The sequence below is a fragment of the Alteromonas sp. KUL42 genome, assembly GCF_006538325.1.
Lineage (GTDB): Bacteria > Pseudomonadota > Gammaproteobacteria > Enterobacterales > Alteromonadaceae > Alteromonas.
In genome coordinates this window covers 16,190-41,472 of the sequence record NZ_BJKK01000020.1, presented here as the reverse complement: position 1 = coordinate 41,472, position 25,283 = coordinate 16,190, and the positions used below count along the sequence as shown (strand labels likewise).

The 25,283-nt window shown below is 44.5% G+C and carries 23 protein-coding genes, 1 tRNA gene and 1 pseudogene; 12 read left to right on the top strand and 13 right to left on the bottom strand.

The window, feature by feature from the left end; translation table 11 throughout:
- Window positions 1-50 precede the first annotated feature (50 nt).
- A complete protein-coding gene (locus EYR97_RS18965; RefSeq protein WP_131095328.1) occupies window positions 51-302 on the bottom strand; it encodes a ubiquinone biosynthesis accessory factor UbiK in 252 nt (83 codons plus the stop codon).
- A 112-nt stretch (window positions 303-414) separates the two neighbouring features.
- Here EYR97_RS18965 and rep point away from each other — a divergent pair, with 112 nt between their 5' ends.
- Window positions 415-2,442 (top strand): DNA helicase Rep, encoded by a 2,028-nt coding sequence (rep, locus tag EYR97_RS18960; RefSeq protein ID WP_131095327.1) that lies wholly within the window; start codon window positions 415-417, stop codon window positions 2,440-2,442.
- A 13-nt stretch (window positions 2,443-2,455) separates the two neighbouring features.
- Here rep and EYR97_RS18955 read toward each other — a convergent pair whose 3' ends face one another.
- The gene (locus tag EYR97_RS18955) at window positions 2,456-5,059 is read right to left on the bottom strand and encodes an EAL domain-containing protein (RefSeq protein ID WP_131095326.1); all 2,604 of its coding nucleotides are present in this window, start codon (window positions 5,057-5,059) and stop codon (window positions 2,456-2,458) included.
- 106 nt (window positions 5,060-5,165) lie between these two features.
- A complete protein-coding gene (locus tag EYR97_RS18950) occupies window positions 5,166-5,573 on the bottom strand; it encodes a cytochrome c5 family protein (protein ID WP_131095325.1) in 408 nt (135 codons plus the stop codon).
- A gap of 247 nt (window positions 5,574-5,820) precedes the next feature.
- On the opposite strand from EYR97_RS18950, the gene EYR97_RS18945 reads away from it, so the two are divergent.
- Window positions 5,821-5,897 (top strand) — tRNA-Arg (locus EYR97_RS18945).
- Window positions 5,898-6,088: 191 nt separating this feature from the next.
- Here EYR97_RS18945 and EYR97_RS18940 read toward each other — a convergent pair.
- Complete coding sequence (locus tag EYR97_RS18940) at window positions 6,089-6,541, bottom strand: Rrf2 family transcriptional regulator (protein ID WP_131095324.1); 453 nt, start codon at window positions 6,539-6,541, stop codon at window positions 6,089-6,091.
- Window positions 6,542-6,671: 130 nt separating this feature from the next.
- Here EYR97_RS18940 and EYR97_RS18935 point away from each other — a divergent pair, with 130 nt between their 5' ends.
- From EYR97_RS18935 to EYR97_RS18915, 6 genes are all read left to right on the top strand, one after another.
- The gene (locus tag EYR97_RS18935; RefSeq protein WP_131095323.1) at window positions 6,672-7,472 is read left to right on the top strand and encodes a sulfite exporter TauE/SafE family protein; all 801 of its coding nucleotides are present in this window, start codon (window positions 6,672-6,674) and stop codon (window positions 7,470-7,472) included.
- 9 nt (window positions 7,473-7,481) lie between these two features.
- Window positions 7,482-8,336 carry an MBL fold metallo-hydrolase gene (locus EYR97_RS18930; RefSeq protein ID WP_131095322.1) on the top strand — a complete coding sequence of 285 codons (855 nt, stop codon included), beginning with the start codon at window positions 7,482-7,484 and terminating at the stop codon, window positions 8,334-8,336.
- 10 nt (window positions 8,337-8,346) lie between these two features.
- Window positions 8,347-9,768 (top strand): bifunctional protein tyrosine phosphatase family protein/NAD(P)/FAD-dependent oxidoreductase, encoded by a 1,422-nt coding sequence (locus EYR97_RS18925; protein ID WP_242635127.1) that lies wholly within the window; start codon window positions 8,347-8,349, stop codon window positions 9,766-9,768.
- 60 nt (window positions 9,769-9,828) lie between these two features.
- Entirely contained in the window at window positions 9,829-10,020 is a 192-nt protein-coding gene (locus EYR97_RS22540; protein WP_242635126.1) for a hypothetical protein, read from the top strand.
- Window positions 10,021-10,123: 103 nt separating this feature from the next.
- Complete coding sequence (locus EYR97_RS18920; protein ID WP_131095321.1) at window positions 10,124-10,660, top strand: DUF2938 family protein; 537 nt, start codon at window positions 10,124-10,126, stop codon at window positions 10,658-10,660.
- Window positions 10,661-10,776: 116 nt separating this feature from the next.
- The gene (locus tag EYR97_RS18915; RefSeq protein ID WP_242635125.1) at window positions 10,777-11,028 is read left to right on the top strand and encodes a hypothetical protein; all 252 of its coding nucleotides are present in this window, start codon (window positions 10,777-10,779) and stop codon (window positions 11,026-11,028) included.
- A 291-nt stretch (window positions 11,029-11,319) separates the two neighbouring features.
- Here EYR97_RS18915 and EYR97_RS18910 read toward each other — a convergent pair.
- The 3 genes and pseudogenes from EYR97_RS18910 to EYR97_RS18900 form a co-directional block, all read right to left on the bottom strand.
- A pseudogene (locus EYR97_RS18910) lies at window positions 11,320-12,184 on the bottom strand (MBL fold metallo-hydrolase).
- A 63-nt stretch (window positions 12,185-12,247) separates the two neighbouring features.
- A complete protein-coding gene (locus EYR97_RS18905) occupies window positions 12,248-12,898 on the bottom strand; it encodes a peroxiredoxin (RefSeq protein ID WP_131095320.1) in 651 nt (216 codons plus the stop codon).
- Window positions 12,899-13,131: 233 nt separating this feature from the next.
- Window positions 13,132-13,605 (bottom strand): DsrE family protein, encoded by a 474-nt coding sequence (locus tag EYR97_RS18900; RefSeq protein ID WP_131095319.1) that lies wholly within the window; start codon window positions 13,603-13,605, stop codon window positions 13,132-13,134.
- 214 nt (window positions 13,606-13,819) lie between these two features.
- Between EYR97_RS18900 and EYR97_RS18895 the strand changes: the two genes are divergently transcribed.
- Window positions 13,820-14,212, top strand: a complete 393-nt coding sequence (locus tag EYR97_RS18895) for an OsmC family protein (protein ID WP_131095318.1) — start codon at window positions 13,820-13,822, stop codon at window positions 14,210-14,212.
- A 51-nt stretch (window positions 14,213-14,263) separates the two neighbouring features.
- Window positions 14,264-14,884 (top strand): hypothetical protein, encoded by a 621-nt coding sequence (locus EYR97_RS18890; RefSeq protein WP_131095317.1) that lies wholly within the window; start codon window positions 14,264-14,266, stop codon window positions 14,882-14,884.
- An 88-nt stretch (window positions 14,885-14,972) separates the two neighbouring features.
- Here the strand turns inward: EYR97_RS18890 and EYR97_RS18885 are convergent, their stop codons facing one another.
- The gene (locus EYR97_RS18885; protein WP_131095316.1) at window positions 14,973-15,206 is read right to left on the bottom strand and encodes a hypothetical protein; all 234 of its coding nucleotides are present in this window, start codon (window positions 15,204-15,206) and stop codon (window positions 14,973-14,975) included.
- A 239-nt stretch (window positions 15,207-15,445) separates the two neighbouring features.
- Between EYR97_RS18885 and EYR97_RS18880 the strand changes: the two genes are divergently transcribed.
- Window positions 15,446-16,531, top strand: a complete 1,086-nt coding sequence (locus EYR97_RS18880) for a hypothetical protein (protein ID WP_131095315.1) — start codon at window positions 15,446-15,448, stop codon at window positions 16,529-16,531.
- Between the two features lie 79 nt (window positions 16,532-16,610).
- On the opposite strand, the gene EYR97_RS18875 is transcribed toward EYR97_RS18880, so the two are convergent.
- Window positions 16,611-18,308 carry a class I SAM-dependent methyltransferase gene (locus EYR97_RS18875; protein ID WP_131095314.1) on the bottom strand — a complete coding sequence of 566 codons (1,698 nt, stop codon included), beginning with the start codon at window positions 18,306-18,308 and terminating at the stop codon, window positions 16,611-16,613.
- Window positions 18,309-18,524: 216 nt separating this feature from the next.
- On the opposite strand from EYR97_RS18875, the gene EYR97_RS18870 reads away from it, so the two are divergent.
- The gene (locus EYR97_RS18870) at window positions 18,525-18,872 is read left to right on the top strand and encodes a hypothetical protein (RefSeq protein ID WP_131095313.1); all 348 of its coding nucleotides are present in this window, start codon (window positions 18,525-18,527) and stop codon (window positions 18,870-18,872) included.
- A gap of 36 nt (window positions 18,873-18,908) precedes the next feature.
- On the opposite strand, the gene EYR97_RS18865 is transcribed toward EYR97_RS18870, so the two are convergent.
- The 4 genes from EYR97_RS18865 to EYR97_RS18850 are packed head-to-tail and all read right to left on the bottom strand — an operon-like array spanning window position 18,909 to window position 25,278.
- Window positions 18,909-20,507 carry a class I adenylate-forming enzyme family protein gene (locus tag EYR97_RS18865; protein WP_131095312.1) on the bottom strand — a complete coding sequence of 533 codons (1,599 nt, stop codon included), beginning with the start codon at window positions 20,505-20,507 and terminating at the stop codon, window positions 18,909-18,911.
- A 12-nt stretch (window positions 20,508-20,519) separates the two neighbouring features.
- Window positions 20,520-21,395, bottom strand: coding sequence for an SDR family oxidoreductase (locus EYR97_RS18860; RefSeq protein WP_131095311.1), 876 nt, complete (start codon window positions 21,393-21,395; stop codon window positions 20,520-20,522).
- The gene (locus EYR97_RS18855) at window positions 21,395-23,242 is read right to left on the bottom strand and encodes an acyclic terpene utilization AtuA family protein (protein ID WP_131095310.1); all 1,848 of its coding nucleotides are present in this window, start codon (window positions 23,240-23,242) and stop codon (window positions 21,395-21,397) included. Before EYR97_RS18855 ends, EYR97_RS18860 begins: the two co-directional genes overlap by 1 nt.
- Complete coding sequence (locus tag EYR97_RS18850; RefSeq protein WP_131095309.1) at window positions 23,239-25,278, bottom strand: acetyl-CoA carboxylase biotin carboxylase subunit; 2,040 nt, start codon at window positions 25,276-25,278, stop codon at window positions 23,239-23,241. The genes EYR97_RS18855 and EYR97_RS18850 overlap by 4 nt, the downstream gene beginning before the upstream one ends.
- Window positions 25,279-25,283: the final 5 nt, after the last annotated feature.

The window sequence follows — 25,283 nt, the reverse complement described above, 5'->3', positions numbered from 1 at the left end:
TTTATAGAAAATCTAGAATAGTTGCACTTCAGGGCATTTCTATTTTAAATCTATTGTTGCTCTAGTTTTGCCTCAAGTGCAGCAACACGCGCTTCCATTGCATCAAGCTTCTCGCGAGTGCGAATAAGCACTTGGCTTTGAATATCGAACTCTTGGCGGGTGACTAAGTCTAGTTTTGACAATTGCGATTGCAGTACTGTTTTCACTCTACCTTCTGCTTCTTCAGCCATATTCTTAACGCCTGGCGGAATAGCATCAGCAATTTGTTTTGCTAAATCTTCGAGTTTCTTCGGATCCAACATGGAATTCCCTTATAATGCGCAGCTTAATAAATTAACGCTATTCTATCGGTATCGGCACTACTTGCAAAGAAAACCGTGTTGAAGCCCATTTGCATCTTATTGTAGGAACTTAATGAAACTTAATGAAGCTCAAGAATCTGCCGTCACATTTGTATCAGGCCCATGCTTGGTATTAGCGGGGGCAGGTAGCGGTAAAACACGTGTTATTACCAATAAAATTGCTCATTTAGTAAGAAACTGCGATATGCCTGCGCGCTACATTGCCGCTGTAACTTTTACCAATAAAGCCGCCCGCGAAATGAAAGAGCGTGTGGCGCAAACCTTGGGTAAACCAGAAGCGCGTGGCTTAAAGGTTTCAACCTTCCATACCTTGGGGTTAAATATAATTAAGGCGCACGTAAAGCAGCTTGGATTGAAACCCGGCTTTTCGCTTTTCGACGACAAAGATTCAATGGCGCTTCTTAATGACTTAACCACCGACACAATAGATGGCGATAAAGATCAGCTACAACTTTTGCAAAGCTGTATATCAAATTGGAAGAATGACCTGATCCTGCCCGACGCACTGTTAAAACAGGCGCAAAGTACAGGTGAACGTGAATTTGCCGAAGCGTATAAACGCTATCAAGACAATTTAAAAGCCTATAACGCGCTAGATTTTGACGACTTGATCTTACTGCCTACCTTATTGCTTAAAACCAGTGAGGAAGTGCGCAGTAAATGGCAAAACAAAATTCGCTATCTGTTGGTAGACGAATACCAAGACACCAACACCAGTCAGTACGAACTAGTGAAGCTGTTAGTGGGGGAGCGAGCACGCTTTACTGTGGTAGGCGACGACGATCAGTCTATTTACTCGTGGCGTGGTGCAAAGCCTCAAAATTTGCACTTGTTGCAACAAGATTTTCCCCGCTTAAATGTTATTAAGCTTCAACAAAATTACCGTTCTTCCGGGCGCATACTGCACTGCGCTAACATTCTTATTCAGAACAACCCGCATTTGTTTGATAAAACCCTATTCTCTGAACTGCAATACGGCGAGCCACTGAAGGTTATAGAAGCCAAAAACGAAGAGCATGAAGCCGAACGGGTGGTTGCAGAACTACTCGCGCACAAGTTTATGAACCGCACGCAGTTCAAAGACTACGCCATTTTGTATCGCGGTAATCACCAAAGCCGGTTATTTGAAAAGTTGCTAATGAGCAACCGCATCCCTTACAAAATAAGTGGCGGAATGTCGTTCTTTGGTCGTGCTGAAGTAAAAGACATTATGGCGTACCTACGTCTATTGGTGAATCAAGACGACGACAACGCACTGCTTCGTATTATTAATACGCCGGGGCGGGGAATAGGGCGAGCCACGTTAGAAAAACTGGGCAACTTTGCTAATAGCTTGGGCGTGTCAATGTTTGAAGCGGCTACGCACCCAAACTTAAACAGTGTATTACCAGATAAGGCATTTCATGCGGTATCTGGTTTCGCGCGATGGGTGGTAGAGCTTTCAGACAATGCACAGCGTGGTGATACCGCAGAAGTGGTACGTACAATGATACGCACCATGGGCTACGAAGAGTGGTTGTACGAACAAAGTGCCAGCCCTAAAGCCGCTGAGATGGCCATGGCTAACGTAAGTACTCTGTTTGGTTGGGTAAATGGCATGCTGGAAGGCACCGACCTAGACAGCCCGATGACACTAACTGAAGTGGTGAACCGTTTAATTTTACGCGACATGATGGAACGCGGTGAAGATGATGGCGACGGTGACCAAGTACAACTCATGACCTTGCACGCTTCGAAAGGTTTGGAATTCCCCATTGTGTTTTTGGTAGGTATGGAAGAGGGCTTGCTACCTCACCAAAGCAGTATTGACGAAGACAACGTGGAAGAAGAACGCCGTTTAGCTTATGTGGGAATTACACGGGCACAAAGGGAGCTTATCTTTAGCCTAGCGAAAGAGCGCCGTCAGTTTGGTGAAGTGATCCAGCCTGAGCCTAGCCGCTTTTTGTTCGAGCTTCCTGCCGATGACGTACAGTGGGAAAACCAAAAGCCCAAAGCGACAAAAGAAGAGCGACAGCAGAAAGCGCAGGTGGGTATTGCTAATTTGCGAGATATCTTAGGAAAAAAACGACTAGCTTATTGAGATTGGCTTAGCGTTAGCCGTTCGCTAAGTCAGACATATCCAATACTTTGGCGTGCTTAAGAATTTTACCCTGCCCATAGGTGCATTCAATTTCGTTTAGCGCATCAAGCTGGGCTTGGGAATCAACACCCTCTGCAATAACTTCGAACTTAAGGTGTTCAGAAATGAGCATTACCGACTGAATAAGCTTTAAGTTGCGTTGCGAGCGCGGGAGTGATTTCACAAAACGGTGGTCGATTTTGATAAAGTCGAAGGGGTAGGCAAATAAATAGCTTAGCGATGCCAATCCACTACCAAAATTATCTAATACAAGCGTTACTCCAGCGCGTTTTAGCTTTTTAATGGCAGGCAAAATAAACTGTGAGCGACGGTTTAGGTCGTTTTCGTCAAACTCAAACACAATCTGTTTAGGTTTAACGCCTGAGGACTCAATAACACTGATCATTTGGTTCACCATCGAGGCTTGAAGCAAATGATTTATTGATACGTTTACCGCAATTTTATTGATGTCTTCGTCAGTATCTTTGTAATGATTTAGTAACTCACAGGCTTTGTTAAGTTGGAACAAATCTAAATCGAGGGTTAACCCACTTTGTTCTGCCACTTGTCTGAACTGCTCGCGGGCAATCTTGCCATAAGCGGGGTGCGACCAGCGAATATACATTTCGCGATAAAGTGTATGGTTGTCTTTTAAATCGATAACCGGCTGTAAGAAGTAGTCGAACTCTTCTTCTCGCAGTGCGCGTCTGAACTCGTTTTCTAATTCAAGCTCTTCAATAAGACGGTCGCGCATGCTTTTGTCAAACATAACAAAGCGGCCACGCCCAAGTGTTTTGGCCTGATACATTGCCGCGTCGGCGTCGCGCAATACCTCATCGGCACTGCGGTAGTAGCTTTCAAGATGCGCAATACCTACACTGGCGCCAGAGTACATTTCTCTGCCATCTAGCAAGAATGGCTCTGAAATAGACGAAATAATTCGCCTTGCAACTTCTTCAACGTCGCCTGCATCTTCAAAGTTATCTAATAGCACTACAAATTCGTCGCCACCTAAACGGGCCAGTAAATCGTGGCCACGAATACACAGGGCAATACGACGCGCAACTTCCACGAGAAATTCGTCACCAGCATGATGGCCAAGGGTGTCATTAATGACTTTGAAGCGATCAAGATCGATAAACAGTACCGCAAACATGTTCTCGCCATAACGCTGTTTGCTGGCAATCGCCAACTCCAAACGGCTGGTGAACATGGCGCGGTTAGGCAAGTCGGTTAACGAGTCGTGGTGCGCATCGTGAATAAGCTTAAGTTCTATCTCTTTACGCTCTTCAATTTGCTGCTTTAAGAACTTATTGGCGCGGTTTAGCTCGCCAGTGCGCTCTTTTACACGCTCTTCCAGTTCAATGTTGTAACGCTGCATCGACTCGGTATTGCGCTTGCGCTCCATGGCAACGGCAATATGGTGCGACACAAAACGCAAAAGTTCTTGGTCGCGCGAGGTGTACTTAGCATGTTTACCATAGGTTTGAACCGCAATAACACCGGCTATTTCACCGTCAACAATAAGCGGTGAACCCAACCATGAGTTAGCGCTATTGAGCATTTGCTGCGCTACCGACACGTCAATTTCACCACTTTCCGCTAACTGCAACACCCGTGGAGGGTTAAGTAGTTCGGCTTGCCCTGTACGTAACACTAGCTCTGTTAGCCCCAAGCCCAACGGGCGCGTGCGCGCCTGTTCTTGCATTACGTCACTAAAATACGGGAACTCAAGTACATCTTCTTCTTTGTTGTGAATAGCAATATAGCAGTTTGGTGCGCTAATAAGCCGCTCTAGAATTTCGTGAAGGCTGGAGTAAAAAACATTCATGTCGCCTTCAAGGTTTGCGGCAAGTTCTGATATTTCAAACAGCGCTTGTTGTAACGATTCTACCTTTTGGCGTTCCAGAATTTCTTCTTGAAGCTCGTCGTTAATTTTACGTAATTGGCGCGTGCGTTCGCGAATGGTGCGCTCGGTAAGTTCGCGGCTTTTTACTCGGTCTACCGTGGTTACAATGTGCTGCGACACAAACAATAAAACTTCTAAGTCTTCTGGGGTGTAGTGCACACCTTCGTCGTAGGTTTGAACCACCATGGCGCCAATAACCTGACTGCCGCGCTTTAGGGGAACACCAAGTAATTCAAAGGGCTGTGATCCCACTAACTTAAAGCCGCGCTCTTCGGCAATGCTGGCCTCATCGTCACGTTTGTAGAATAAGTGATCACCAGTTTTTAAAATGTACCCGGTCATGCCGTCCATTAAGCTGTCGGCTGGAAGCTGGCGTACGGTTTGTTCGTCGAACTCATCAACGAAGTAGGCGAAATCCACAATGCTACTTTCAGGTTCGTAGAAGGCTACAAAAAAGTTATCGGCATTCATAAAATCGGCGATGATTTCGTGAATGGCAGAATAAAGACGGTTGAGGTGGCTTACAGAACTGGCAAGTTCAGATATGTCAAAAAGCGCCTTCTGAACACGTTCAGCGCGCTTATACTTATCAGTAAGTTGTTGAAGCTGAGGAATTAACTCGCGTAGTTCCGCTTCGGTCAACTCATATTGCGTTGAATCTGATGACATTCCATTCGCCGGTGTGAAAAAAAGAAGGTTTCCCCGAGCGGTTAAACTAACCGATTAGCCGGGAAAACGCTACTTTTTTCAGCAATTTGATGACCGTTAGAAGACGTTAGATACCTTCGATCATGTATTCAATTGCTGCTTTAATTTCATCGTCTGAACAGTTGCCGCATGTACCACGAGGAGGCATTGCATTAATACCGTTCAAGGCATTCTGCCAAACGCCATCGAGGCCGCGCTCGTCAAGGCGTGGCTGCCAGTCGGCTGCTACGTGTAGTTTAGGTGCACCTAGTACACCTGCAGAGTGACACGCAACACAGGCAGAGTTATAAACGTCTTCACCTGACTTTGCACCGCCAGCGGCTGCCGCACCACCCGCTGCTGCTGCACCGGCTACGTGAACCTGACCAACCGGCTTAATGCGCTCGGCAATTTCATCGTTACTCATTTCTTGTGCTTGTGCTGCAAAAACGGTTAGCGCAGTAGCAGCAACAGTTAACCAAGTCTTTAATTTCACATCTGTCTCCAGGCAATGATGAATTTGTTTAAAATATAACTGGCCAGATTATAACGGTAAATTGGGGTTGGACAACTGTTTGCGGTCAATTACCCAGAAAAAGTAAGGATTTTTAATAAATGAACACGCAGCAAAGAAAGAGAATTTCATAAATCAGTTGATGCATGCCCACGGCCTAAGTATGATTACGCCCCGTTCGCCACCAGCGTTTAATAACGCACCATCATACAGGCGAACGCCACACAACGCACCCGTAGCTCAGCTGGATAGAGCGTTGCCCTCCGGAGGCAAAGGTCGCGCGTTCGAATCGCGCCGGGTGTGCCAGATACAAAAGAACCAGCCGTGTGCTGGTTTTTTTGTATCTACGGTATTTTCGAAGATGAGAACCTTAGTTCGACAAAATCGTAGGACTGGGCCGACACTCGGCGATTTTGAACGCGCTTTAGCGCGGCCCGAAGGGCGAGGCACAGGAAGCGCCGAGTAATCCTGTCGGGAGCGCCATGTCCCTATACAATTTACTCTACTTCGATAAAATCTATCGCAAGGTGCATGGCCAGTGCGCCTTCTCTATCTTTAACTAAATCTTGAAGCGTAAACTGATCGAGCTCACTGATGAACTTCTCTGCTGCATCTTGAAGAATTGATTTCAACCTGCATGTTGGGGAAATAACACACTTGTTAGTTGGTGACGCGAAGCACTCTGCAAGCGCAACGTCCTCTACAGTTAACCGAAAAACCTCACCAATACCTATTTGCTCGGGATTTTTGGCTAGTTTTATACCGCCCCCGCGCCCTTTTGTACCAGATATATACCCATGTTCAATTAGCAAAGTTATCACTTTTTTTAAGTGATTGAATGACACGAAATAGGCATCTGCAATCTCACTTGTCTTTACAAGTTGGTTTTTTCGCAGTGCGAGATAAATTAAAACGCGAAACGCCAAATTGGTGAAGGTATTGATTTTCATGGGATATCTAAAAAAACGATTAACTTGATTTACTAATTTTACAGTACCACAAAAATTAAATATATATTTGGAATGTGCATTATTGTATATTTTGTTCTAAGGTATAACAAAATGAAATATAGGTGCTCGTATGGTTATTCTTGGTTACTTAGCAGCTGTTCTCATGGGAATGGTCTTAGGCGTGATAGGAGGGGGAGGGTCTATCCTTACTGTGCCTATTCTCGTTTATCTTATGGGTGTAACTCCAGATATCGCCACGGGTTATTCTTTGCTGATAGTAGGCGCAACAGCTGCATATGGTGCAGTCAGGTATTTCAAGGAAGGCCTTGTTGATGTAAAGGCTTCTATTTTATTTGCCATTCCGTCCATTATTGCGGTGTATCTTACACGCGCATACCTAATGCCGGCCATTCCAGAAACCATCACCTTTCAATCGATTAGTGTCGATAAAAACCTTGGCATTATGGTGTTATTCGCAGCGTTAATGCTGGCATCAGCCGCGATGATGTTGAAAAAAGCATATAGCAAATCGGCTCCTTCAACTGAGGTTAAAACTAACAAGCAGCCAAATGTAGGGCTTATCATTGTTGAAGGCGCTGTGGTTGGTGTAATCACCGGTATTTTGGGAGCCGGTGGTGGTTTTCTTATTATCCCGGCACTCGTGCTTATTTTAGGCATGCCCATGAAAAACGCAGTGGGTGCGTCACTGTTCATTATCGCCTTAAAGTCATTGCTCGGCTTTATTGGCGACTTACAAACTGGAATTCAATTGGAGATGCCTTTGCTGCCGCTTATGTTGGTGGCCACGTTTATTGGGATGGCAATCTCCACCAAGGTGGCAGGAAAACTTGATGGTGCAGCTTTGCAGAAGTTCTTTGCATTTTTCACTTTAGTTATTGCCGTTTTCATTATGACCAAAGAGCTTCTTTAGGAGAAACCCATGAACGTTGAAACATTCTACGACGAAAAGACTGCCACGTTTACCTATGTTCTATTCGACCCCATTTCCAAAGAGTGTGGAGTTATAGACTCGGTAGCCGATTTCGATATTTTTTCCGGCCGGGCCTCAACGGAAAGTGCCGACAAGGTTATCGACTTCATCAACCAAAACCAGCTTACCAATAAGTGGATTTTGGAAACACACGTACATGCTGATCACATCACAGCGGCACACTACTTAAAGGCTAACGTCGGTGGGAAAATTGGAATTGGTTCTGGCATAAAAACAGTGCTTGATACATGGCTTGATGTATTTGAAACATCTAATGACACGCCGCGAGACGGAAGTCAGTTCGACGTTTTGTTCGAAGAAGGTGACAAATTCAACATCGGTGAATACGAAGTGAAGGTGTGGCATACACCTGGACATACGCCTGCATGCGCAAGCTTCTTAGTAGATGGCAAAGTATTTGTTGGTGACACTATGTTTGCACCGAATTTAGGTACAGCGCGTTGCGACTTTCCCGGTGGTAGTGCGGAGCAGCTTTACAATACTATTCAACGCTTCTTTACACTTCCTGATGATACCGTTGTTTATCTCGGGCATGACTACCCCAAAGAGGGTTCTGCTCCCTTATCAACGGTTTCGATAAAAGAAGCGAAAGAAACCAATAAGCAAATTCGTCCTGAAGTAACGCTTCAAGAATATGTGGAAAAGCGCGAAGCAAGAGACGCAACATTGGCGGTGCCAAAATTACTCTTGCCGGCTATTCAAGCAAACCTTCGTAATGGCCAATTTGGTGCGCCATCTGCTGGTGGTAAGCAGTTTATTAAAATTCCTGTAAACGCTATTTAGGAGGTGAGTTATGCAGTACGCAAACGTAACACCACAGCTGTCTGTTTCACCCCAAGTATCAGTTGATGATATTGAAGCGATAAAAGCAGCAGGGTTCAAATCTATCATTTGCAATCGCCCTGACGGTGAAGGTGCAGACCAGCCCACATTTTCTGAGATACAAACGAAAGCGACATCACTTGGGTTACCTTGTGTATACCAGCCGGTAGTAAGTGGAAAAGTAACTCAGCAAGATGCGATAAACTTTGAAGAAAATTTACAAAAATTAGAAGGCCCCGTATTTGCTTATTGCCGAACTGGTACTCGCTCTATCACGCTATGGGCAATGACAGCCGCTAAGACTCTTTCTTATGAAGAAATTCTCTGTCTATCACAGAAGGCGGGTTATGACTTAAGTGGGGTAGTTCGACGCCTAAAAAACGGTGGTGAGACGCCAAGCGATCATGCTGACCACTCTCACGCCGTTGTAATTGTAGGAGCTGGTGCGGGTGGTGTTGCCGTTGCGTCTAGCTTGAAGGCGCGATGCCCAGATTTAGACATAGCCATTGTTGAGCCTAATGAAGTTCACTACTACCAACCTGGTTGGACATTAGTGGGTGGTGGTGTGTTTAATGCGAATGAAACCGTGCGCACTGTAGCTTCTGTTATACCCAACGGTGTTAAATGGGTAAAAGCTGGTGTAGCGGCATTTGCGCCAAAAGAAAACATGATAGTGGTAGACGGCTGCCGCACAATTAAGTACGAGCATTTAGTCGTATGCCCTGGAATTAAGCTTGACTGGAATAAAATAGAAGGGCTGAGCGAAACACTCGGTGAAAATGGGGTAACGTCAAACTACCGGTTTGATTTAGCGCCGTATACGTGGGAACTGGTAAAAAACCTCAAGAAAGGTAAAGCTGTGTTTTCGCAGCCGCCAATGCCAATTAAATGTGCAGGGGCACCGCAAAAAGCCATGTATTTGTCTTGCGATCATTGGTTTAAAGAGGGCGTACTAAACGACATTAACGTTGAGTTTTACAATACGGGAGCCGTACTTTTTGGTGTCAAAGAATATGTACCGGCACTTATGGAGTACGTTAAAAAATACAACGCAGCACTTAACTTCGAACACCAATTGGTTAAGGTTGATGGTAAGGCAAAGGTAGCGTCATTCAAGAATGTGGCAAATCCAGAGGTGCCGCTTGTCGAAACCGAGTTTGATATGTTGCATGCGGTTCCACCTCAATCGCCACCTGACTTCATTAAGGTTAGCCCGTTGGTAGACAGTGATGGTTGGATTGATGTTGACCAATCCACATTACAGCATAAGGCATTCGCAAACATTTTTGCACTTGGTGATGCGATAAATGCGCCTAATGCCAAAACCGCGGCAGCTGCGCGTATGCAGGCGCCAGTGGTTGCTAATAATTTGCTTTACGAACGAGGTGTTTAAACAGGTAAAGCAATTTATAACGGCTATGGCAGCTGCCCGCTTACTGTAGAACGGGGCAAAGTGATTTTGGCCGAGTTTGGCTACGGCGGAAAAATTCTTAACAGTATGCCTACATGGGTGCTAGATGGCACTAAACCATCGCGCCTTGCTTGGTATTTAAAAGAGAAATTGCTGCCGCCTATTTATTGGGAAGGTATGTTAAAAGGCCGTGAATGGCTGGCTAAACCCGAATCGCAGCAAAGTGATAAGTAGTCTCGTTTACTTACTCACACGACACTTCATGCTTTTTCTATTTTAGATATGGTCGACACTACTTCGCCACCTCATTTGAGGTGGCGCTTTTAGGTCATTTATTATGAACCAAGATATACAAAGCAAAAATAGTATAACAAAGCTGCTTTTACTTGCGGCATTACTGGGTGTAGCTGCAACGGCCTTTTTAGACGTTGTGAACTACATGCAACACATTATTTTTAATAAACCACTAACGCGATATGAATTCATTGGGCGATGGGTCATTTACATGATCGACGGTGTGTTTTCTCATCAATCAATTAAATCGTCATCACCGCGGGTAGGGGAGCTAATGCTGGGGTGGTTTGGGCATTATGCAATTGGTGTAGGATTTGCGTTTCTTATGTTAGCCTTCACTGGGCTTAAGTGGATACGCAAGCCCACCTTTGCGCCCGCATTCATTGTCGGTTTAGTTACTTGCAGTATTCCTTTTTTCATTATGTACCCTGGAATGGGATATGGCGTAGCTGGTTTACACACACCGAACCCTACAATACTTCAAATAAAAGTATTGATATCGCATTTCATTTTTTCTATTGGCCTGTTCATTGCCGGTTGGGTTACAAAGCATCGATATAGCTTTGCTAGAAACAAATAAATAACCGTCTACGCTTTATGAAGAGCGCACTATTTATGAACTATTAAAATGAAAAAATATATTCAGCAGAAAGTGGGCGAGTAGAGCCGAAGTTACTCACATCATTGTTGCTTGCTATGCTGAGCTTCACTGAAGAAGCTAATAGTGAGCATGGTCCTAATCATCTATCGGTTTTTATGGGTAGTACGGAATTTTCTGGGCCCGGCTACGAGTACACATCTGAGCACGAGTTTTTCGTTACGCGATTAGGAGCCCTATACGAATTTCGATATAAAGGGTATACCTTGTCACCGCAGTTTCACTTTGACTATCACGAAGGCCTTGGAAGCTCGAAAGTTGTAGGTTTGGCAGTAGTTTTTGATTTTTAACCGCTTAAAAACAGTTCGCTACCCTGTTTAAGCTTAATAGGCTTTAAACTAAATTTTTCCTACGGCTTATGCCTTAGATAAATTGATATCAAACAAAAAACGTGATTGTGTCACATACACATAACTAACTTTGCTGTTAGCGAAGAGCGGTTCTTTGTTTTACAAAGTAAGTAAATACTTATTTGGGTTAGGTCGCTAACAGCATCTAGTTCTTTACAATAATGAGTAACTCACGGGTGACAGCATATTTTTAATTCACAAGTGCGAAGCTTTGTGGTTTCACTGCCCACCTTAAAGTTGATTAATAGGAACTTTGATGTAACTAACGTCGTTATTTTCTGGTGGCGGCAACTCACCCGCTCTCACATTAACTTGTATTGAAGGCAGAATAAGCCTTGGCATGCTTAGAGTGGCATCTCGTGTTTCTCGCATTTTTACAAACTCAGCCTTTGAAATGCCGTCTTTTACGTGAATGTTATATTCACGCTGTTCTCCCACAGTGACCTTACTTTCATGTGTACGGTGCTGAGTAGGATAGTCGTGGCAAACATAAATATTGGTTTCTTCGGGAAGTGCCAAAATGCGATGTATAGAGTCATAAAGCGTCGCTGCGCTACCGCCAGGAAAATCACATCTTGCCGTGCCTACATCGGGCATGAACAGCGTATCGCCAACAAATACAGACTCTTTATTTAGTAGGTATGCAATATCGGCTGGGGTGTGGCCAGGTACGTGCATTACTTCAAAGCGCAGATTACCTACTTCTAGTACGTCGCCTTCTTCAAATAACCTGTCAAACTGTGCACCATTAGGTAAGAATTCTTTCTCTAAATTAAACAGGGCCTTAAAGGTTTTCTGAACTTCAGTGATACGCGCACCAATACCAATTTTTGCATTGTACTTACGCTTAAAAAACTGGGGCGGCAGACAAGTGGTCGGCATGTGCGTGTGTTTCCAAAATCCACTCTACTGCTAATCCGCGCTTGTCGATAAAGTCTGCTATTTTTTCTGCACTTGCGGTATAAACACGGCCTGCACTGTAATCAAAATCTAAAACGGGGTCGATGACTACCGCTTTTGAAGACGTTTTATCTTCAACCACATAAGTAAAAGTTTCACTGTCATCGTCTAAGAAAGAAGTAATTTCAATATCCATAATACCCTCCTAAATTTAAAATTCGGTAGCATAAACGTTATGCCACCGGCTTATGACGTTTAGTTACAGTGCTTTTTTACAAAAATACCAGTCAACATAGTTGTAGCCAGCAGACTCTCGTCCTTCTGCATCTTCAATCGTGTGTGGAGGTGGTACTATTACTTCGTCACCTACTTTCCAATTTTCAGGCGTTGCACAGCTGTGCTCGTCGCTGGTTTGAAGTGCTTCAACAAGTCTTACAAACTCATTAATTGCGCGGCCATTACTCATAGGGTAGTACACCATAGCACGCAGTATGCCTTCTGGATCGATAATAAAGGTTGCACGAACTGCAGACGTGTCGCTAGCACCAGGTTGAACCATGCCGTACGATTTTGCTACTTCCATCGACAAATCAGCAATAATTGGGAAAGGAATGGTTACGCCAAACTTTTCTTTGATGTTACGAACCCATGCAATGTGCGAGTGTGTGCTGTCGATAGAAAGGCCTAGTAACTCAGTATTTAGTGAAGCGAATTTATCAGCCGCGTTAGCGAAGCCAATGAATTCAGTGGTACATACTGGCGTAAAATCAGCAGGGTGGGAGAACAGCACTAACCACTTACCTTTATAATCAGAAAGTGATTTTTGACCGTGCGTTGTCTTTGCACAAAAATCTGGTGCAGGACGGTTTAGTTGCGGAAAAGTTACGTTGCTTTGAGTTTCTGTAGTCATGATTAAGCTCTCTTTTATTTAAGGTGTATTTAACTTACACATTTAATGTAAAGGAGTTTATCAGATTTTTCTAATATGTTTTTCTGAAGTTTGTCATCGGTTTAATCGTTTAGGAAATCAGAATGCAAGTAATTAAGCAGAAAGGCAGCGTGAAAAGCGCAGTTAATGAGGGATAGGCTCCCTCATTAGTCAGTGGTTTACCTTTTAAGGTATCAAGTGATTTCTATCGGGCCTCAAAAAGGGTTTGCGGTATAGCCATCTTGCTGAAGCAATGCATGAGCAGTCATTGCTGATAACTGAACCTCAACACCTTCAACTAGCTCGCTGCTATTAATTCCGTGGGCAGCCGCACTTTGGCCACACAAAATTACGCGCACATTATTTTGCAGAAGCGCGTTAAGCAGAGGAACGTTAGCATTGGTAGTTTCAAATTTTTTCTGGTAAGCGGTGTTATTCAATAAATCGAAGGGCGCCTTGCCATGCACAACAAGTGCAAGCTGTAAGTTCTCTTTCTTAACGCCAGTTGCAGTATGCATGTTAATAAAGCGCGCCAAACTATCGAATTTACGGTTTACTTCACCAGTATTGGCTGCACTGGCTACGTCAAATGCAACTTTGAATACATCATTTTCAGACACGGTATGCGAGGGTACAGGTGCTGTTTTACCAAAACCTTTTATTACTGGGCCATCGCTAAATGCAGACATTTGTGCGTATGCGCCAGAGTGAAACCCGAATAAAGCTATTAAATAGCAAACCACAAGGTTTAATTTTTTGTTTTTAGTGCGCTTCTCATAGTAGTTACCTGTATGTTGAGTAAGAAGTGACATAAGACTTTTATAAATAATATTAACGCCAGTTGATACTTCGTTTACGATTAACGTATCGTTTATTAAGTTAATTGAATATAAGGATGCCGAAATGAAAATAGATATCGCACTTTTAGAAGGCCAAAAATTACAAGCGAGTTTTGGAAAACATCAAATTATCAGCGATCAAAGCGTGTCTGCAGGTGGCGATGAAGCTTACCCTGAGCCTTTTGATTACTTTTTAGCGAGCATGCCATTGTGTGCGGCGTTTTATATTCGCAAGTTTTGTGAAGCGCGAGACATTAGTACAGACGGTATAAGTTTAAGCCAAGAGCACAGTACTATTGGTGAAGATAAGTACCACAAGGCTTTTTCAATTAAAGTTACGTTGCCTGAAGGTTTTCCCGAGAAATATAAGAAGCCACTTCTAGCTGCGGCCAACAGCTGTACAGTGAAAAAAGTGATTCAGGCAATGCCAGAGTTCAGTATTCAAATTGAAGAATAGTGAGCTAGTTAAATGGCATATACCTTATGTGCTATTTAAAATGCATTACGCATGAAATACGAAAAGTATTACACGCCATTGCGCGCGGTAAATGCCGCAGACTTTAACCGCTGTATTTACTGCGGCTGTGAAATGGCGCGCAATGACTTTATCCCGCCCATAAAGTTTATACATGACTGGCGCAGTGGAAACCTTGACGTAGATTTCATTTCAGTGCCTTCATGCAATGAATGTTTCGACCTACTCAAAAATGAAAACAGTGGAACATTAGAGCCCAGAATAGCTGTATTAAAAACGCGATTAGCAGAGAAATACAAAAAGGCTACTAGGGTATTTAACCACTGGAGTATGGAAGAAATTGAAGAAATGGACGCCGCTTTTCAAATAAGCTTAAAAGGCGGTATGCGTTTAGGCAAAGAAACCCTTTCAAGGCTTAACTTTGCTGGGTTCGACTACGAGGTAAACGGCAATATAACGCGGGTGGGGAAAGTGCGTTGTGAGGTATTTAAAGTTTTCGATCAAGAATTCGATAGTTTTAGAGAGGCTTTAGCGTTTGCCTGCAAAACCTATCAAATAAAGAAAAGCCGGCTAAGCCAGCTTTATTTTGATAACGATGAGAGCTTTGATAAGGCGGTTGAGGCGTTTCATGCTTTGGTTGATAAGCATATTTAACGGAACGACTTTGAACGCGCTTTAGCGCGGCCCTCAGAACGAGGCGCAAGTTGCACCGAGCAGCCCAGTCGTGTGCGCCATTTTTAAATCAAACTGCAAACCCCTTCTTCTTGCACATATCCCTCTGTTTTTTAAGTGCTCTTAGCTCTTGTTTTAATCTTTCACCTTCTTTAGTACTGTAGCCCGCGCGCATTCTGCTGTTGATATGGTCAATGCGTTTTTCTATGCCAGCGCAAGCATAGTCAGATGGAGTGAAACTGTCTTTGGCAAGTGTTGTTGTGGAAACTAAGAATAAAAATAGTGAAATGGTCGTTTTGTTCATAATTCATCCTTAAATAGTCGAGTGATCTTAAGTCCAGTTTAATTGTTTAGGTTGAAGGCGTAGCGTTACCTTTGGGTTCGTGGCAGCCGCTAGCTACACTTTTTCAATTACTGTAATTGAATCTGCATAATTTTAGTTATGTCAGTTCATACTTAACTTTTTAATTGTAAAAGACCCTAATTATATTTTGGCTATTATTGGTTTATTGCTGAACTGTATTTAAGAATGGAATCGATTAAATGGGCACAAAAGGATTGGCTTTGAAAGTGGCTATCATCGCTGTTGCTATTATAGTTAACAGCGCAGTAGTGGTTTACTTTGCAAGAGACAGCTTTGACTTACCCAATTGGCTGAACCAACTAAGTTTAACGCTAAACGACGACATTGCCATCAAGCCACCTACTAACGAGGTGGGGAATGAATTTGATCAAGCATCGCAAACTACACCGCCCCCCGAAGTACCTAAGCGCGTGTTTGAGCATGCCCATTCGTACGCCACAAGATGTATCGACAAGAAAAAGCCTCCCGACACAAAGCGTTTGTACACGTGGTTAGGCAAAAACGGCATACGTCATATTAGCGATAAGCCGCGTGTGCTTGATGGCAGCACTGTGGTAGAAATTGCTGGCACCATTGAACCAGAAACCATTTCACTTAACTTTCTTACCCACAACTTGTCTTACGATGTGCAATCTGCTTTGCAAAACAGAGTGACGCATGCGATGCGCGCGTTCGCATCTATTGCACCTAAGGAATCCATTGTTCCCGTTGTGGCAAATATAAGAAGTTTTGAAGACAAAGTTGCGTATCAAAAGCACGTGTCTAAGATTGATGAAGCGCATGCAACCAGCGCAGGACTTTACACCGCAAACAACAACGAGTCTGCCGTATTAATACGAGGTACCGCTGAAACTATTAATACTGTTGTACATGAAGTTATGCACACTATTAATCGTCATTGGTATGGGCAAATGACGCGTTGGATGAACGAGGGTATGGCAGAGTTTGCTGAAGCGCCAAATAGTACTAACAAAAGCAGTTGGAAGAGGTATTTTGCAACCAACAGTCCAGTACCACTGACTACCTTGTTAAATGGCACAGAGTTAAATTGGCAAAACGAAAAGCAGAAATACTATGCGACAAGTTGGGCATTCGTAACGTTTTTGATGACTGAACATCGCGAGTTTATGAGCCGACTGTTACTAAAGGAAAGCGAGAATGGGTGTCAGATGTTGACGATTGAAGATGTGGCGAATTTATATGGAGGGAGTATCGCGCAGTTACAAAATGACTTTACTCGATGGATGCGAAAGGTTCTCGTTTAAAAGGTTTTTCAATTCGCTCACATAGTGCCTGCGGTGCGTTCTTAAAACCCAAAACTGAGTTCAGGTTGAAGTTTAAGTGCTAGCGCCAATCTTCCAGTTGTTGAAATGCTTTTATGCGATCTCGTTGTAATGCAAAGGCGTCGAATACATCGCTAAAACTGGTATTGTCTGGTCGAAGGTTCGGCAATGCTAAGTTTGCTTGGCTGAAAAACTCGGTTTGGTTGTGTTTCCAGCCTTGTTTCCACCATTCAAGAATAAAGTCCCGCGAGCCAGCTAATTTAATGCCTGTGGGTAACTTGTCTGACTTTTGTGAATTCACTTTGGTGTTGGCGGGAAGCAAATTCCACAAGTCATTGTTCGGCCACCTTGCAAATGGAAAGGCATGATCTACCGCAAAACTTGTTGGCTTAAGTTGTTTTCCCGACCAACAACACAATACGTCTTGGCTAGTCATTAAATCGTTCACGCGCTGTCGTATTCTTGATGTACTTCGGGTTGGATCATCCCATCTTAGGGCATTCAAATAGTCTAACTTGGTAAATGCCTTAGCCTTATTCTGGCCATAGCCCGCCATCAATGCCGACCACTCATTAATAAGAGCAGGCTCTATCCACACACTAAACTGGGTTAACGAGTCCCAAATATGCTTGGGCACATAAAAGGTTCCTAGTGATGCTAGAAATGCAAAGTCGATAACAAGCTGACTACCGGGCTTTTTAGTGCGATTAAGTTCCACATGAAAAACGGAGGTGTTTGTTCCTGGTAATGTGGTATATCTTGCCGGCATATTTTTGATGGTAGACGCAATATCTTTAAGAGCTTGATAGAGCGGCTTAACCACATCATCACCGGTGTAGCTGGCACCTATATAGAAGTCATTACTGGTATGCGAGGTTAGCTGCAACCATCCGTTTTCTTTTATAAAACCGAGCCCTTTACTGTTACTGCTATTTTGCTGCATAGCAAATTGATCAACTAAGGGCTTGTAGAGTTTTAACCAATACAAAGCCACTAGTCCAACAGGCAATGCTACGTGTTCGTCGGTGTGCTCGATAACCGCCCCTGGGTGGCCTTCAGCAATACGCAGTAATGTTCTCAGCAAACCAATTTTATAGGTTGAAGCTTTACTGTCGTTAACCACAATATTGCGAATTAACGGGAATGCGCCCGTACCGTCGTCAGGCAACGTAAGCAATACGGTTTGCCAGCTAACATCACTGCGGCCAAGCTTGTCAGGTGCTTGGTCAGGTGAGAGTAATTTATAGGTAAGCCCAAATTGACTGGCATATTGGGCTAGTTCATCTGCCGATACGGCGTACATGGTGCGCTCGTCTTGGCACTGACCATGGCGCAATGAAATTACTAATCTGCCATTAGGCTTAAGCAATGAAGACAGTTTTCTAAATGCTCTTTCACGTAAAGAAGGAGCAATGTGCATCCACACCGCGCTAAGTAAAATAAGGTCAAACTTCGTTTGTAGCTTATAAACTTCTGATAGCTCGGGGAGGGTGTCGGATAGCCAGTGAATAGGGCTGTTTACTTGGTAGGTTTGCGCAAGTTCACGAATATTTAAAGCTGGCTCAACAGCCACAACACTTAGCCCTTTGGCAGCCAAATAACGAGCGTCTCGGCCAGAACCCGCACCTACATCCAGCACTATGCCTTCTTTGGGGATCTCATCTAGCCAGTCTTTGTGCACCGACTCAAAGGATACGCTGTTATATTGCTCAGTCAGTGCTTTCGCATTCGTTGAGTAATATTCGATATTTGCCGTCAAATCATTAACTTTATTGCTGTTTACTGTGATTAATTTCTAAAGCATTTAGTAGGTAAACTCAAGTTATGCTTCACACAATATGTTTCTGACGAACGAACTGATTTTAGTTATTTATTGCGCTATGGTTATTGGATACCAAGTACTCTCGTAGGTATTTTTTTAAAAAGAATATAACGAAGTTTTGATTAATGGTGATTTAACGATTAAGGACACGGTATGGAATCTAAAGAGCGGCGTTATAAGGTTAGTCAATGTGAAAAGCGGTGGTTTACGTTAAAGAAAGTGGAAGGTAATTATCAGCAGCGCTTTTGCGATCAATGCAATAAGCATGTGCATTGGTGTAATACAGAAGATGAAATAAAAAACGCGATAAAAAATAAATGGTGTATCGCTACTGAAAATTCACTCGTTTATTCTGATAAGACCCATTCTAAGAGAGCCGAAAAAAACGCTTTGAATAGCCAGGGTCATCCTTATGCTGGAGTGACGGTTGGTAACGCAGAGAGCTACTATAAAGTAGATACAAAAAATAACGATTCAACGCTGCGCATTGAAGATCTATAAGGTATCACCAAGTACGAGAGCATGCTGTTTGAAGCGCTACAACAGCAGCGCTTCTTCATAAAAGTTTTTGTACTGTTCTCGCAATTCTACTTTGCGTATTTTTCCGGTGCTGGTCATGGGTAACGTTTCGCAAATAAAGACGTGTTTAGGGACTTCAAATTTACCTAGCTTGTCTTTGCAAAAAGCGTGAATGGCGGGTAGCGCTTCTTCAGTCAAATTCGCCCCAATAACACATACGCAAACGGCTTCTCCCCAATGTGGGTGGGGTACACCAATGGCGGCAGCGGCGTCTATTTCAGGCATTAAACACAACGTTTGCTCTACTTTTTGTGACGACACATTTTCACCACCCGATTTAATGGTGTCTTTCACTCTGTCGATAAACATAAGCTGGCCTTTAGCATCTATAAACCCAAGGTCGCCGGTGTGGTGCCACCCGTGTTTATATGCGGCTTGGCTTGCTTCTTTGTTCTTGTAGTAGCCATTCATTACCTGAGGGCCGCGCCATACAATTTCGCCAACTTCTCCTTGGGGGACTTCTTGGCCCTTGTCATTAATTACCGCTTGTTCTGTGCTGCACAGCGGCACACCCCAGTAATTGCCTTCTTCGTGTTCGGTAATACTGTTGTCTTTAAACAAGCACGACACTGGGCTGAATTCTGTTTGCCCGCTGCCTAAATGAATTTTGCAGCCAAATGCGTCGCGAATACGTTGTCGATTTTGTTGGCTCATGGGGGCCATACCGTAAATGGCTAGTTTGAAGTGACTGAAATCACGTTTGTCAAAATTTGGGGTTGCCATAATCGCATTCCACATCATAGGTAACAGCACAGTTGTTTCAATTTTTTCTTTTTCTAAGCTATCTGTTACCGCCATAGGGTCGAAGGAAGCGTGTAATACGCTACACCCGCTTCGAAGCATAATGGGGTATAAAATAGAAAGTGCAGTACAGTGAAACATGGGTAACACTAGTAGCATGTTGCACTGCGCGCTCAGTTCAAGTTCAATGGCGCCAGTAAGCGCTGATATAGTGAGTGACAAATGGGACGTTTCTACAGCTTTGGGTTTAGATGTGGTGCCCGACGTGTAAATCATGTGCGCGGTATCGCGGTCTTGAATAACTCTGTCTTCAATCTCAGCCGTGCTATGCCCTTCTATAAATGTTTCTAGCGCATAGGTGGCACTGCCTTTCTCTTTGCCAAGTGCAAGTGTGAATGCAATGTTGGTATTACCCGATGTACTGGCATTTACTAAATCTACCAGCATGTTGTCGTAAACCACTACGCTGGTCTCGCTGTGCTCTAGGTTAAAGCGCACATCGTCAACGCTTTGCATAAAGTTAATGGGAACAGCAATTACGCCAAGCTTGTAACAAGCAAAATAGGTAACAACAACATCTATTTGATTAATTGCCAGAATAGCCAGTTTGTCACCTTGCTTTACCCCTTGGTGCATCAAAGCATGTGCTAGCTGGTTCACTTTACTATTTAATTCGCTATAAGTTATTTGACGACGGGTACCTGCATAGTAGTCAACCAATGCGGGCAATGCGCCGCTGTCTCTTGCGCGTCGTCGCAGTAAATCACCCATCGCCACGCGTTCTACCAAATTTTTATGAAGTTGTTGTTGGTTCATGCTGATGTCCTTTTAGTTTTGTAAAACGCGTGGTGTAACGCTTCTATGAAAGCCGTTCCACGTGTCGCTGGTGGGCTGTTTAGTGTGCTTAAGCGGGTAAAGGGCAGGGGCCGACCCCATGCTTGAGCCGCCATCTACAAAAAGGGTTTGCCCCGAAATGAAATTAGCCCCTTTGCTAAGTAAAAAGCATACCGCGGCTGCAACTTCGGCCTCACTGGCTATTCTGCCTAAAGGTACAGCGTGTTTAAGGCTGCGAAGTGCTTGCTTCATGTCTTCGGGGTAAGTATCTAGGCCAGATGACGCTACCCAGCCGGGGGCTACAGTATTAACTCGAACACCGTAAGGGCCCCATTCCCAAGCAGCCGTTTTGGTGAGGTTTTCTACGCCTGCGCGTGCTGCACCTGAATGCCCCATGCCCGGCATGCCATTTTTGTTATCGGCGGTGATGTTTACAATGTTGCCGCCATGTTTGGCAAAGTGCTTGTTAAACAGGGTTTTGGCCATTAAAAAGCCGCCCACTAAATTAGTTTGTACTACTGCTTCAAAGCCCTTTTTAGAGATGTGAGAAAGTGGCGCTCTAAATTGCCCGCCTGCCATATTCACCAAGCCATGAACCCGTGTGTGCTGCTGCAATATAGAGTCTATGGCGTTATCAACCGCGTCTTCATCGCGAATATCTACGCTATGATAACTTGCCTTACCACCGTCTTCTTTAATCTCGGTTACAGTGTTTATTAACTTGTCTTCGCTTCTGCCAATAAGCACTACAGCAGCACCTAAAGACGCAAGTTCATGGGCGGTACAACGGCCAATACCGCTACCGCCCCCTGTGATCACAATAACTTGCTGTGCAAAGCTATCTGCCGCTAAGGCCGATTCATAAGGCATTATTTACCTCCGCTTTTAGTAAAAGGCAACAAAGACACGGGGACATCAAGTGTCATAGTCAGTAGGGTTTGTGCGGCTGATTTGCCTTGGCTATCGGTTCTAAGTGATGCAGTGCCGCCACCGCCAAGCGCTTTAGTAAGTAAAAAGTTGAAGCCATTAATGCCAGGTAGTTCAAAGCGTGTTACATCGCCGTCAATTGCATGGGCGAAAAATGCGTCCACAGCTTGTGCGGTAAGGGTGTGATACAAGTAAGGCACAATATTTGGGTGGCGAGCAATTACGCCAATATTCAGGTTATCGCCTTTGTCGCCACTGCGGGCGTAAGCCAGTTCTACCAAAGGTAGGCTCACATGTTTTTCAGTGTCAGCGTTGTAGCCAGTTGCTTCATTGTTGTAGTGTGTACCCGTTGCCTTTTCATTGGTGGCTGGTGTTTCGTATGCTTTGCTAACGATGCTGTCGTCGTTCTCTTTTACGCCCATTTGTAGGCTTACTGGCACCTTGCTTTTATCTAGCAAAAAGGAATGTACGCGAATGAGTGGTTGCGGTTTAGGGCGGCCTGCGCCAAAACCCGCCATGCCGGGGGCTGCTGAAGTGGCTAGGTAAGCCATTTCACTGGCAGCAAAGTACAAGGCTTTAATGTTGTTGTGGTGCAGGGTAAATTTGGCGATGACTTCACGGGTGTCACTTGCGCTTGCGTGGGGGCCAAAGGTGCTTTCGCTACCTAATATTTCTACGCAGGTGTTGGTGTAAGGTGCTAAACCTTTTTCGGTTAGGGCCTTTTCAGTTCGTGTGATGAAAGCGCGAATGTTAGTTTGCGCTTTTTGTTTGGCGTTAAAGCCAGCAATAAAAAAGCTACCCGTAAGTTTGTAGCCATCAACATAGGTTGCGCACACTTTGTATTTGTTGCCCGGCGCACGCCCTCTTGCTCCGCTCACCCGCACGGTTTGCCTGCTCTCTTGTGTTTGTGTCTCTTGTTCTAGTATCACTTGTGTGAAATCACACGCCACATCGGGCAGTAAATAATTAGCTGGATCGCCAATTTCGTAAACAAGTTGTTCAGCAACACTGGCTGCGGTAACTATGCCGCCTGTGTCTGGCGGTATGTGCACGGTAAAGTCGCCATTGGCGTATACTTCTGCAATGGGGTAGCTCATGTTGGCAAAGTCGGGCACGGTTTCCCAATCGGTAAAGTTTCCGCCAGTGCATTGGGCACCGCATTCAATAATATGCCCAGCAAGTGCACCTTGTGCCAAGGTATTGTAGTCATCCATTTGCCACGAATATTCGTGAATAAGTGGGCCAAGTACCAATGCACTGTCTACCACGCGCCCAGTAACGACAATGTCAGCACCAGCAGCCAGTGCATCTGCAATGGGCTTTGCTCCTAAATAAGCATTCATTGAGGCGAGGCTTTCTGGCAAGGGTTTGTGAGTATCGAGGTCAAGTGTGTTTTCACCTTCACTTGCCATTAATTCCTGATGTTTGGCAATTAGGTTGTCGCCGTATACGCCAACAATGTTCAACTTAATGTCTATGCTTTTGCACAGTGTTGTAAGTGCGTTTATACAGCCTGGTACATTCACACCACCTGCATTTGCTATTACCTTTATGCCTTTATCTGCGCAGTCTTTAAGTACGTCTTTCATGGCAACGGTGACAAAGTCAACAGCATAGCCCAGCGAGTCATCTTTCTTACTGGCTTGAGACAATATGGCCATGGTTACCTCAGCCAAATAATCGAACACCAGATAATCGATGTTGCCTTTATCAACCAGTTGCCTAGCCGACAATTGACTGTCGCCGTAAAAGGCAGACGCACCGCCTATGCGAACATGTTTTTTGCTCATGGAGTTGTCTCCTCTGAAGCTGTTCCTTTTGGCGATATTTTTTCTGCAGAGTTTTCTTCTTTATTAACAACCGAGGCAATTACTTGCTTCGACTTCACTTGTTCGCCTTCCTTTTGCACATTAAACGTCACAATGCCATCAGCCGCGGCTTTAAGAGGGTGCTCCATTTTCATGGCTTCCATAATGGCCACGGTATCGCCGGCTTTTACACTAGTACCTTCTTGGGCTAACAAAGCTACAATCACACCATCCATCACTGCGCGAATTTCAGCAGACTGTTGTTGTGCACTACCTAGCGTTTTATGGTGGGTTACTTGCGTTATGTGAAAGTGACCTGTGCCATCGTCAATAAACAAGTCATTGTTGGTTAAACCAAAGGTAATAGCGTGGCGTAGGTTGTTTTCTTCTATTGTAACGCAGTGATCATTACAGCTAATAAGGCGAAGTGTGGTCTGAACGGAAGAGGCCTTATCTTTCACAACGAAGGCGCCTTCATGCTGCGTGATAGAGACGTCTATGGTGTCTTCATTGCAGCGCATTTTTATCGGGTAGGAAAGAGGGGCGGCACTTTGCCAATAAGTTTTTTGTGCATTGCTGTTCTTTTTATTATGGCTGTGCACACTAAATAGCAAGGCCGCCTTAGCCAGTGTGGAAAATGACGGTGTGGCTCTTCCTTGAATGTCACCGTTGTTGGCGTATGTGTCGATAAACGCGGTAGTTACATCGTCACTAAGAAATGCGTTACTTTTTACTATATTGTGCAAAAAATGTTTGTTGGTATTCACTCCAATAAGCTTGGTGTCGTGCAGCGCTCGCGACAGCTTACGCGCTGCGTTAGCGCGGTTGTCCGCCCAGACAATAACCTTGGCAAGCATGGGGTCGTAATGGGCACTCACGGTTGTATTCTGCTTAAGACCATGGTCGGTTCTGGCGCTTTTGGCCTCTTGCCAAAATGCAATGGTGCCCGTTTGTGGCATGAACTGATTTCTTGGGTCTTCTGCGTATAAACGGGCTTCTATGGCATGACCATTTATGGTGATTGCTTCTTGGCGCAAAGGCAGCGCTTCACCGCAGGCTATGCGTAATTGCCATTCCACCAAATCTATACCGGTTATCATTTCCGTTACTGGGTGCTCTACTTGTAAGCGAGTGTTCATTTCTAAGAAATAAAATTGCTTATCGCTATCTACCAGAAATTCAACTGTACCTGCGCCACAATAGTTGCAGGCTTTAGCTGCGTTTACCGCGGCTTCACCCATCTTTTGGCGCAGTGTGTCATCTATAAAAGGCGAGGGTGCTTCTTCAATTACTTTTTGGTGACGACGCTGAATAGAGCAGTCGCGTTCGCCTAAATATACGGTGTTACCTTGTTGGTCAGCGAACACTTGAATTTCAATATGACGGGGCGCAATGAGCGCGCGCTCTAAAATAAGTTCGCTGCTACCAAAGGCGCTTTGCGCTTCTGAACGGGCCATCGCTATTTGCGCGGCTAAATCGTCGCTGTGTTCCTCTTTAATTAGGCGCATGCCTTTACCACCACCACCGGCACTGGCTTTTACCATTAGCGGAAAGCCAACTTCATTGGCTTTAGCAATTAAGGTGGCATCGCTTTGGTCTTCTCCTTCATAACCTGGAATGCAAGGTACATCGGCCGTTATCATGGCTACTTTTGAAAGTCGCTTGCTGCCCATAAGTGCAATAGCGTGTGCGCTTGGGCCTATAAACACCAGCCCTGCAGCTTCACAAGCGCGAGCAAAATCGGCATTTTCCGATAGAAAACCATACCCAGGGTGAATAGCGTCAGCTTTGGTAATGCTTGCGGCATTAAGCAACTGTTCAATATTCAAATAAGACGCGGTGGGCTCTGACGAACCAATATAAACCGCCTCGTCGGCCAGTGATACGTGCAGTGCATCTTTATCTGCATCGCTATATACGGCAACAGTTAAGAAACCTTGTTGGTGGGCGGTGCGCATAATGCGACAAGCAATTTCACCGCGATTTGCTATTAATATTTTTCGAATAGGTGTGGTCATAATGG